This is a genomic window from Clostridium oryzae, assembly GCF_002029235.1.
In the GTDB taxonomy this organism is placed as follows: Bacteria; Bacillota; Clostridia; order Clostridiales; family Clostridiaceae; genus Clostridium_AE; species Clostridium_AE oryzae.
Window position 1 is genome coordinate 1 of record NZ_MZGV01000100.1, and the last position, 11,527, is coordinate 11,527.

8 protein-coding genes and 1 rRNA gene are annotated in these 11,527 nt (G+C 32.6%); 4 read left to right on the forward strand and 5 right to left on the reverse strand.

Features of this window, described 5'->3' with window-relative positions:
• Window positions 1–10: 10 nt before the first annotated feature.
• A 5S ribosomal RNA gene (gene rrf, locus CLORY_RS21505) occupies window positions 11–127 on the forward strand.
• 295 nt (window positions 128–422) lie between these two features.
• Here rrf and CLORY_RS21510 read toward each other — a convergent pair.
• The 3 genes from CLORY_RS21510 to CLORY_RS21520 form a co-directional block, all read right to left on the reverse strand.
• The gene (locus tag CLORY_RS21510; protein ID WP_079428413.1) at window positions 423–1,406 is read right to left on the reverse strand and encodes an IS1595 family transposase; all 984 of its coding nucleotides are present in this window, start codon (window positions 1,404–1,406) and stop codon (window positions 423–425) included.
• Between the two features lie 292 nt (window positions 1,407–1,698).
• Window positions 1,699–2,064 (reverse strand): hypothetical protein, encoded by a 366-nt coding sequence (locus tag CLORY_RS21515; protein WP_079428415.1) that lies wholly within the window; start codon window positions 2,062–2,064, stop codon window positions 1,699–1,701.
• 14 nt (window positions 2,065–2,078) lie between these two features.
• Window positions 2,079–3,143 (reverse strand): metallophosphoesterase, encoded by a 1,065-nt coding sequence (locus CLORY_RS21520; protein WP_079428417.1) that lies wholly within the window; start codon window positions 3,141–3,143, stop codon window positions 2,079–2,081.
• Between the two features lie 273 nt (window positions 3,144–3,416).
• Between CLORY_RS21520 and lepB the strand changes: the two genes are divergently transcribed.
• Complete coding sequence (gene lepB, locus CLORY_RS21525; RefSeq protein ID WP_079428419.1) at window positions 3,417–3,944, forward strand: signal peptidase I; 528 nt, start codon at window positions 3,417–3,419, stop codon at window positions 3,942–3,944.
• Between the two features lie 65 nt (window positions 3,945–4,009).
• Here the strand turns inward: lepB and CLORY_RS21530 are convergent, their stop codons facing one another.
• A complete protein-coding gene (locus CLORY_RS21530; RefSeq protein WP_079428421.1) occupies window positions 4,010–5,533 on the reverse strand; it encodes a PucR family transcriptional regulator in 1,524 nt (507 codons plus the stop codon).
• Between the two features lie 154 nt (window positions 5,534–5,687).
• Here CLORY_RS21530 and CLORY_RS21535 point away from each other — a divergent pair, with 154 nt between their 5' ends.
• Together CLORY_RS21535 and CLORY_RS21540 are read left to right on the forward strand one after the other, a co-directional pair.
• The gene (locus tag CLORY_RS21535; RefSeq protein WP_079428423.1) at window positions 5,688–7,628 is read left to right on the forward strand and encodes an NAD(P)/FAD-dependent oxidoreductase; all 1,941 of its coding nucleotides are present in this window, start codon (window positions 5,688–5,690) and stop codon (window positions 7,626–7,628) included.
• 14 nt (window positions 7,629–7,642) lie between these two features.
• The gene (locus tag CLORY_RS21540) at window positions 7,643–8,482 is read left to right on the forward strand and encodes an SDR family NAD(P)-dependent oxidoreductase (RefSeq protein WP_079428425.1); all 840 of its coding nucleotides are present in this window, start codon (window positions 7,643–7,645) and stop codon (window positions 8,480–8,482) included.
• A 57-nt stretch (window positions 8,483–8,539) separates the two neighbouring features.
• On the opposite strand, the gene CLORY_RS21545 is transcribed toward CLORY_RS21540, so the two are convergent.
• Entirely contained in the window at window positions 8,540–11,503 is a 2,964-nt protein-coding gene (locus tag CLORY_RS21545) for a diguanylate cyclase (protein ID WP_139376119.1), read from the reverse strand.
• Window positions 11,504–11,527: the final 24 nt, after the last annotated feature.

Consider the following 11,527-nt stretch of genomic DNA (forward strand, 5'->3'; position numbering starts at 1 on the left):
AAAACGACTATCTGGTAATGATGGAGTAGATGTTACACCCGTTCCCATACCGAACACGAAGGTTAAGCTCTACATCGCCCATGGTACTTTGGGGGAAGCCCCACGGAAGAGTAGGACGTTGCCAGGTTAAAGACGCTAAGTATAAAGCTTAGCGTTTTTTCATTTTTTGACGTGAGGGCTTCCCTCAGTACAACTGGGCAATTAAAGATATCCTCCTGCCGTCGGATGAATTGCCCGCTGAAAATTATCAATCTTCAGCCTTTTGGGGAAGCCCCACGGGAGAGCAGACGTACAAAGCTGAAAGAAGGAGTTGTAGAAGTATAATTGGAAAGCTATGTAATTATGTTCTAGATAAATGTTGTTACAATTAATATAAAAATTGTACATGCATTTAAAATCCTTATAAAAAGAACTATTATCATTTATCCTAATTCGCCTATGTTATGTAAATCTTTGTTTGTAAATTTTACTTTACTGACAATTAACGTTTTAATTATATTTATAATGCAATTATGAAAATCGTTATTGAAAAGCCATTTTATCCATGCTATATAAAAATTCAAATATCTTGTACATACACCCCTACATTTTGATACTATTTCTTTTAAATTATTGTCGAATTTAGCGGCATTTTTTATGTGATACTTACCTTCTAATATTTGTGTACCATATTTCAATTTATGAAGTTTTATATTAAGTTTTTTAGCCAAACTAACATAAGCCATGTTATTATCTGTACATAGCTCACAATCACTAGGTAATTTATCTTTCAAATTTTGATAAATAGAAGTGTAATTGATTGATCCTCTGCATAAAGTTTTCGAGAATATGGTTTTGGAATTATCATGGCAGCATAATACACAAACTCTTCTGTCAGCTATATCGGCAAAATCATTATGTATATTTCCAACACTAATTGGACGATTGAAGTTATTTGTATATCGTTTGCCTTTAAAACTCTCCTTAATATATGTGGTTTTTATCTCAATAACGCCGCTTAGCTTGCTGGGAAGATTATCATTAAGCACTTTTAATATCTTATGTCTCCAATAGAAAGCTGTTGTAGGACTTATTTTGAGCGCATGAGCACTTTCACGTATAGTAAATTGCTTACTCATCAAACCCAGATAACTAAGCCAATATTTTATTTTCTTTTTTGAATAGCTGAATATAGAGTTTGTAACTTCACTAAAGGTTTTGCCGCAATCTTTGCATTTATGTCTTTGTTTATTATCTAAGAAGTGACCATATTTTATTATATTAGCACTATGACAATAAGGGCATGCATTTATATTCCTATTAAGGATAAGATGTAGCATTTTGGTATAATAACTATTTAAGCAAACAGAATCTATTTTCTTTGCTCTGGCAATATTCACTGCAGATTTGTAGACTAAATATTTCATCTAAAACACCTCTATTTAAATTATTGCCACGTGAAATTTTTTTAATCAATGAAAAGAATTTTTTAGCTTGTACATAAAATAGTAGTAGAACTACCAACATTTTAGTGGAACATAAGCCTAGCGTTTTATGAAACATATAGTAAACTCCTTTTAGAAATAGAATAAACATGTGGGACTGGCATTCACAAAACGAAGAAAAATTAAGTAAAGATTATTATGCCCACAAGAATAAGCGTAAAAATGATAATTATTCTTGCGGGTATTTTTTTAGTAAGCAGTGATATATATTGGTTTATTCGTCTTGTTCATCTTCTTCATCAAAGCTTTCATCCTGTTCAAATTCAGAATCATCTTCACTTTCTTCTATGTCATCATCTTCTTCAGAATCGTCATTTTCAGAGTCGTTGTCATTAGAATCTCCTTCATCGTCAGATTCTTCAGCATATTCATCATTTTCATAGCATTGATCAATCAGATCTTGGAATTTTTTCTGCTGAATAGAATCTAACTTGTTTATAAATCTATATAATATAATCTTTATCTCATTAGACAATCTGAATAACTTGTTTTCAGGATATCTTTCTAGAATGATTAAAATATCACTTAAATTTGTTTCTAAATCGTCCTTTAATTCTAAGAAAAGCTTACTTTTACCCATTTCTATCCCCCGCTTTAATATTTGATTTTCTTAGTTAGTTTGTTAGATTTAATATCTAAATCCATCCTATATACTTTATTCAGCTTATAATGTTTTCTGTAATTTTTTTTTGTTGAAGAAGTGGTTGAAAATTTGAGCTCGTAGTAACTAAATTGACCTGGTGCATTTTTTTTAATTCTATGACAATTTCCACCTTGTGCAGTAATGAATACTGGAACATTACTAATCATATAATTGCTATTATTTCTTATATTAGGTTGGAAATACCAGTGTTTATGGTGACATACTATGGCAAGGATACTATTTTTATACTTTTTGGTAAACCTATTTATAAAATTAATAAAATCGGTATTATCATTTTTGATGCATAAACTGTGAGCTTTTTTCTTTCCTTTAGGAGGAGGATCACTGCAGTCAGCAATTTTTTTGTTAAACACAGGTAATGTGGGTGGAATATGCATATCTATAATGAATTTAACGCTCTTATACTTATTATTACTTTTTATAGCTTCCATTTGTGCTTCTACATCTTCGATAGCATCCTTAAAAGTCTTAAGCTTTGATCCACCAAGACTGCCGCCGTAAACCTCCATACCAGTCTGAAGCAATACGACTGCTATCATAGGTCCGTTTGTATTATCAAACAGTTTTACTACGTAATTTCTTTTACCAATTAAGTTTCCGAATTCCTTTAAATGAGAGGATGTCTTTTTATTATATTCATGGTTACCAACATTCATAAAGAAAGGTATTTTATTGTTTTCATGAACGATATTTTTATATTCTAATCCGGATTTAGTAATATCCACAAAGTCTTTCAAATTTGTCTTTCCCTTGTCAGGAAAATCACATCCATCTCCGCCATGTATTATTGCTATAACTTCCTTTTTATTTTTGGATTTATTTATTTTCTTCAATAATGCCTTATAGTTTTCTCCTTCATTATGATTACAATGGCTTCTAACTTTGCCTACATGAGTATCACCAATAAAGATAATTGAAAAGTTTTTTGGACTGCTCAATGACTTGTTTTGTATTCGTTTTATCAGAATAGAAGTGCTATCACTATTTAAACTCATCTTATATTCATAACCTCCATTTATATATTATAGGAAGTAAGATACCTATAATATAGTGTATTCATGGATTTTCACGTTGCGACATTTTTTACAGGCGTGAGAAAAGAATTAGGCTAATATAAATTTTCTATTCAGCAGTAATAGATAGAGATTGTGACGATGACTTTATAGTATTTAAACTTTTGATAAGGTGTAGTATAATTTACCATGTTGGGAATGATATATGAAAAAAATTAGAAATATAAAATTTATTTAATAGAAAGTAGGTATAATATGGGCATAATAATCAAATTTACAAAAAAAATTATTAAGGACTATTTATTTCCGGTATTAATAGCTATAATTTTATATCTATTAATAAATAGATTCTTAGTTTACAAAATAAGAATTCCATCACCATCGATGTATCCTACGTTAAAAGTAGGTGATCAAGCTTTTGCTACAAGGGTTTATAGTGAGAAGAGTATAAAAAGAGGGGATATAGTTATATTTTATTCTGATGAGTTAAAAGACCGCTTAATAAAAAGGGCTATTGGTTTGCCAGGAGATAGGGTTAAAGTTGATAAGAAAGGGAACGTTTTTGTTAATGGTAAAAAATTGAAGCAGAATTATGTTAAAAATAAAAGTGATAAAACAGGGGATTTTAAAGTCCCAGACCACTGCTTTTTATTTTTAGGTGATAACAGAACAGTTTCATATGATAGTCGCTATTGGAAGCATCCATATATAAATTTCAAAAAAATAATGGGGAAGGCAAGAATCATAGTTTTCCCTTTCAATAGGTTTGGATTTGTAAAATAACTAGGATTATACTTCATAGCAATGGAAAAGAGGGTGTATTAAGCACCATATATTGGTGCTTAATACTATATATCCTTATTTAAAAAATCGTCAATATAAAATGAGTACATAAGTAAAAACATAAGATTAGGATCAGTAAAATCTATACCGCTTATTTCGGCTATCTTTTGTTTCCTATAGCTTAAAGTATTGCGATGCAGAAAAAGAGTTTCGGTTGTATGCTTATTATTAAAGCCTGATTGAGTATAAGCTTTTAGTGTTTTATACAAGTCTGTACCATTTTCATAATCATATTTTCTTAGGAGCCCCAGTGATGGATGACAAAATTTGCCCAAAGTAAGCTCTGGAGGAAGTGAATTCAACATAACAAAAAAAGCATAATTTTCGTAATAATGAAGGTTTTCTGATGAACCTAGACGTTGAGAAAAACGCAGTGCAGAATCTGCCTGAGCATAATAATCTGCAAAATGCCAGGGCTTTGAAAAAGCATTACTTGCGCCTGCCTGTAAATGTTCGGAATTCAAAAGTCTTGTGAGTTTTTCAAAAGAATTTATATCAATATGATAATCATCTGTTAATGGTACTATAATGGCTATTCCTCCCTTGTAGTAAAGGAAGGGTGCTTTATCAAAAATACTTAGCAATGCCTCTTGAAGTTGTCCTTTTACGTAATGCTCTCCGTGATAATAGGAAGGACGTATGATTACAACACGCATGTGCTCTGGAAACTGCAGTTGACTTGCTTGAATCCTTTCACTAGCGTGATGGGGATTAATACCAGAGAGCATATCTTCTAGGATGCTGCGATATACATTTAGACGCAAGCCTATGTTACCCTGCGAACGCAGAATTACTTCACATGATATGCAACTTATTGATGGTAGCAGTTGCTTACTCTGATCATCAATTTTTTTGTTACATTCAAAAATAAATACATAGCCAAGCAGAGTGTCTTTTGAAAAAATCTTGCTGCATAAATAAACTAAATTGGTATTTTTACAGATACTTATAAATGCTTGAGAATCCGATGGTGAACTGTGCTTTAGCCTTTGCTGTTTAATATGTTCCATGAATTCAAACGGACAATATCCCAGCTGGATACTTTCAGTCCAAATTGGATCATTGACATTAAATGAAGTAGAATGTGCAAGAATTTTACCGCTTATATCTAAAATAACAAGTGGATTTTCAACATACTTGTAGGCTTCATTTAAAATATCACATAGTCCCTTTCCATCCATAATCATTTTTAACATCGTTGCATAGATTACTTCAGTTTTAATAGGACGTAAAAATTCCTGTTTAATCGCATTAAATACTGCAGCAAACTCTTTTTCATAAAATGCTGCACTATTCGTCATAATGGTAGAATTCTCTTTAATATCACCAATGAAATAGAGCATATGTATTGGAGCAGGTATATGCGTATTTAATTGTGCAAGATGTCCAATATAAAGAGTATCTTCGCGATAAAAATTAATAGATTCATCCAAAAGCATAATATCAGACACATCGCTGTCCTTTTCAATTTGTTGGGAAATTAGCTTAAATCTATTCTGTAAGAATGAAATGAGATATGAAAACATCATTTTTAACACCTCACTTTTATTTTAGTGCAATAAGCACAAATTGTCCATTGGTTTTCGTGCAGTGAATCTATAGGGCGACATAGATAAATATGCTAAAATATAGGTGATTATTGAGTACAGGATATGATTATATCAATTTGAAAGGATGGATTTTATGAAATATCAAAAACTTTTTTCTAAAGGTAAAATAGGAAATCTGGAACTTAAGAATAGAATAGTAATGCCTGCTATGGGTACAGGTTTTGCATCTTTTAATGGTGAAGCTTCAGATGAACTTATTCGCTATTATGAAGAGCGCGCTAAGGGAGGCTGCGGACTTATAATAACAGAAATCACTCGAATAGATGATGAAACGGGTATTGGTATGAGCAATCAGCTTACCGCCACTAGTGGAAAGTATATACCAAGGCTAACTAGGTTGGCTGATGCAGTACATCGTTATGATACTAAAATATTTATTCAGCTTCATCACCCTGGTAATGAAACATATAGCAGACTATTAGGAGGAAGACAGATAGTTGCGCCAAGTCCAGTTGTCTGTAAAGTAGTAGGAGAAATGCCTAGAGAACTTACCACTGCAGAATGTGAAGCTATGGTAAAGAAATTTGTAACTGGTGCAGTGATAGCTAAAAATGCCGGTATTGATGGTGTGGAAATTCATGCTGCACATGGATATTTAATAAATCAATTTATAAGTCCTCATACTAATAAACGTACTGACAAGTATGGCGGAGATTTTTATAATCGCATGCGTTTTATTACTGAAATCATTTTGGGAATTCGATATACCTGCGGACAGAGTTTTCCTATAAGCGTACGTATCAGTGCAGATGAATTTATCGATGATGGACTAAAACTTGAAGATGGTATCAAGGTAGCAAGATATCTTGAAAGCCTTGGAATACATGCTATAAATGTAAGCTGTGGTACTTATGAATCAGGACATACAATTATTGAACCATCATTTATGGAGGAAGGTTGGAAAAAACATTTAGCTAAAGCCATTAAAAAGAATGTAAAAATCCCTGTTATAGCTGTTAACACTATAAAACATCCTGCTGCGGCAGAAGCTCTGCTAGAAGAAGAAGTAAGTGATTTTGTTGGAATTGGACGTGGCCAGCTTGTAGATCCACAATGGGGAAATAAAGCAAAGTATGGAAAAGAAGAATTACTTCGCAAATGTATTGGATGCATGTACTGTTTCAAAATAGCTAACCAAGGAAGACCACTTGCATGTACTGTAAATCCTATTCTAGGACGTGAAACTATTTACAACGATAAAAATATAGTTAAAGATGGAGAAGGAAAAACGGTGGCGGTTATAGGTGGAGGACCAGGAGGAATGCAGGCAGCTTATGTTTTGGCAAAACGTGGTTTCCATGTTGTACTTTTTGAAAAAGAGAAAGTACTTGGAGGAACGCTTAATGTTGCAGATAGACCACCTCATAAGGCAATGATAACAGAGTTGATACAGACTCAAGTTGCAGAGTTAAGGGTTCAAGGCGTAGAGATACAAATTAACACAGAAGCTGATGTAGATACTGTCAAGGCTTTAAATCCTTATGGTGTAATTGTGGCTGTTGGAGGTTCACCAATTGTTCCTAATGTTCCTGGAATTGATGGACCTAATGTTTGTACTGCCGAAGATGTACTTTCAGGAAAAGTTTCTATCGAAGGCAAACAAGTTGCTGTTATCGGCGGTGGGGTTACTGGATTGGAAACCTCTGAGGTTCTGGCAAAGGAAAATAAAGTGACTGTAGTAGAGATGATGAATGAAGTAGGTACTAGTTTATATGCAAGCGTACGTGGTGCATTGTTAAAAAGACTTGCAGCTGCTGGAGTTGAAATCCTTACAGGTCACGGGCTAAGCGGCGTTAGTGATAGAGAGATTACACTGAGCATTACTGAAACTGCTCATAGCGAGAAGAGAAAGGCAGATATTGTTGTGCTTGCTATAGGCGTTAGGTCACGTAAAAAACTTACTGATGAATTTGAAAAAGCTTTTGACAAGGTTACATTAGTTGGAGATGCACGTAAGCCTGGTCTAATTGCAGAAGCAATGAGAGAAGCGAACGATAAAGCATTTGTTTTTTAAAGGGAGGGAAAAAAATGAAGGATTTTAAGAATAAAATAATGGTAGTTACTGGAGCTGGAAGCGGAATCGGAGCTGCTATTGCTAGGGAAGCTTGTCTTCATGGTATGAAACTTGTACTTAACGATATTGATAATGAAGGCGTTAAAAAGACAGTTGAAGAAATTAAAAATATGGGTGGAACAGCTATTTCACAGACAGCAGATATTTCTATAAAGGAAAATGTACAGGCATTGTATGATTTAACAATGGATACCTATGGAAGAGTTGATATGCTAGTAAATAATGCTGGGGTAGCAGTGTCTGGACCTATATGGGAATTGCCTTTTCAAGATATCGATTGGATCACAGAAGTGAATTTATTAAGTCATGCTTATGGTATGAGAATATTCATTCCTAAAATGATAGAACAGGGCACAGAGGCAGCAGTAATTAATGTAGCATCCACTGCAGGTATAATGATATCTCCAAACGGCGTTATGTATCATGCTAGTAAAGCTGCAGATGTATCCCTTGCAGAAAGTACTTACCTAGGATTAAAGTCACGAGGTATTAAAAATATTCAAGTACATGTGCTATGTCCTGCATTTGTGCAAACGGGAATTCATGAAAGTGACAAACATCGCCCTGAGCGATATAGTAGTATGTCAGATTCTTACTATCAAGGACAAGAATATTTATCTGGATTAATTCGTGGTACCCGTCAAGTAACAACTGGTATTCCGATAGATTCAGTTGGAATGATTGTATTTACAGCCGTAGAGGACAATAAGTTTTATATATTTACACATCCAGAGTCCATAATACCGGCTGGACAGCGATTATCAAAAATGGTTAATGGCAAGAACCCTGACTAGATGCTAGGTACCAATGTGGGAACATAAGTACCTACATTGGTACCTAGTACTATGTAGTTAACATTCAACTCTATTTCGTCCATTTTCCTTAGCTCTATATAGCATCATATCCGCTTCATCAATTAATTGCTTAAGACTCATTATATTTGAATTGATAGATGAAACACCTATACTTACTGTGCACCTAATAGCATTGTGTTGCTTAACATTGATTTTTGAGTTTTCAATAATAGCTCTTAGATTTTCAGCAAAAGCTCTAGCACCATTCATATTTGTATCAGGAAGAATAACTACAAATTCTTCACCACCGTATCTTCCAGCTATTTGCTTTTGCTTAAGGATTTCCTTTATATTAGATGATACATTTTTTATAACTTTATCACCAATACTGTGACCATAGGTATCATTAAATGCTTTAAAAAAGTCTATATCTAAAATCATAGCAGAGAGAGCAGTATTGTTTGACTTGGCAGTTAAAAATGCATCCTTGGCCAGCGCGTATAGATACCTCCTGTTATATAAACCAGTCAAGCTATCAATATTAGCTAAATAAGAATTCTCAAGAGCACTTTTAACAGCGATTTTTAATGATAACTGTGTTTTAATTCGTGCCAAAAGTTCATCTTTATCAAAAGGTTTTACAAGGTAATCATTGGCTCCTAACTGAAAGGCCGCTGATATATCATCTGGTTGGTTTTTTGCAGTTAGAATTATTATCGGTAATTCATAAATCGTATAATTATTTCTGATTTTTTTACAGACGTCGTAACCGGACATCTTAGGCATCATTATATCTAGCAAAATAAGATCATATGAATTTTTCTCTATTAACTCAAGAGCTTGTACACCATCACAAGCTGTATCAACTTTATAGTTTCTGAGTTTTAGTATATTAGAAATAACTTGCAAATTGATTGTTTCGTCATCAACCGCAAGAATTCTAAGGTAAGTATTATTTTGGACTTCCTCAGCAGAGAAATAAGGATCTTTGTGCATAGACCCTATTGATCCCATATAATCTTCAGAATAATCAATCAGTTCATAAGGCTTTTTATCTGGTAGATTATTAGATACTGGTTTTAATGTAAAATAAAATTTAGAACCCTTACCTAAAGTTGATTCAACCCGCATATTTCCCCCAAGCAGCTCAATTATTTTCTGTGTTATCGAAAGATCTAGAGATATATTTTCAAGCTTTGTTTGTATAGAGTCTTCACTTTGTTCAAAGGATTTAAATATATTTTGAATTTTGTTTTTTGCTATTCCTATTCCTGTATCTTCTATGCAAACTTCGATTAATTCGTTTTTTTCCTGTGCAAGTATTCTGACGTAACCAGCCTTTGTAAACTTTAATGCATTTCTTATAAGGTTGTACATAACTTGCTGTAATTTGTTTTCATCACCTTGTACTAAAGGCAAATTGTTTGGAACTTCGTTAATTATTAAAACTTTATTATCTATCCTATTTGATTGTATTACCGTAACAACTACAGAGACGAGCTGCTTAAAATCAATCTTTTGATTCCTTATCATAATATCATTATTTTTGAGCTTAGAGAAATCTAGAATATTATCGATTAAGAGTGATAAACGTTTACCACTTGATACTACTATCTCTAAGTTCTGCACTGCCTTATTTGGTAATGGTCCAGATATTCCATCAATTAATGATTCACTTATTCCTATTATGCCATTTAGCGGAGTACGAAGTTCGTGCGATGTATTTGCAAGAAAATCATCCTTTAATCTATCTACGATTTGTAATTTGTAGGATAATTCTTTTATGACATTGTAATCATTAGAGAATCTAATGCCAAGCAGAATGGACTGCGCTAATATAAAAAATACAAAACCTAAGCATAAATAATATCCAGTTTCCACTTTTTGAAGGTAAAAAAGCATGTCGTTTATTCCGCTGATACATAAAAAAATTAATCCAATAGAAAAAATAATAGCACTGGTGCTGCCTTTTACAGCACATTTAAAGGATGTATATGCAATTGAAATTGCACTAGTAAGAATTATAATAAAGTAGTACTGAAATAAAAATGTATATAAATATGTTGAACCTAATAATATTATAAGCATATATGCTATATTAAAGGCTACTAATATTTTAGCAATAAGCTTGGATATAGTTTCTTTAAATTGATAGTAGCTGAAAGCAATAAATGTAATATCACAAAGGGTAACAGAAGTTGTAGAAATTCTCGAGACTAAATTAAATGATAAGTTTGGAAAAAATTCCATTATAACAGTTTCACCTGTAAGCATGGTTCTTAGTGCAATAGCAAGGCAAAACAACCCAAAAAATAAGAGCTTTTTATCATTTCTTCTAAATAAAAATAGTATTAGGTGGTAAATACCCTCCAGACAGCAGATACCTATTAAAACCATTTCCATGACTATAGCCAAATATCTTTTTCTATAAATTTTATCACTGCGCCCTAATATGAAACTTTGTCCAATACCAGCGTTTCCATCAGAATGGTTCTTTATTTGTAAAACTATTTCAATAGTAGTTTTATTATTAGCAAAACTATATACTTGAGGCTGAAGAAATTTGACTATATCTTTAGTTAAGCTTCCATGCTCATCGATTAACCGGCCATTTATCCAAATTTTATATTGAGTAAAGATTTCAGGTGATTTTAAACTTAAATTTTGAAGTTTATCATTTGTTTTTATTCTAATCCTGTAGGTTGCTTTACCTTGAGAGGGTAAATGCAATGTATTATATTTCGTCCAATACATTGGTACTTTGTAATAACCAGTAAGTTTATGAGAACTAGTTCTAAAATCTTGTGGAGATAATAGCTTGTTCCAATAAAATTCCCATTTACCATCAAGTCTTATATTACCGTTTACATTAAAATCCCATTTTTTAAGATTCATTAGGCCATGGCTTGCTTCTAATGTATTATTAGTACTTTTCTTACAGCTAGATAGAGAGAGAGTTAAAAATATAATAGCAAGAAAATATATTAATACCTTAACATTGTTTTTATATACGCTGGTCATTATTTCCTCCTTAGTCACTATAAT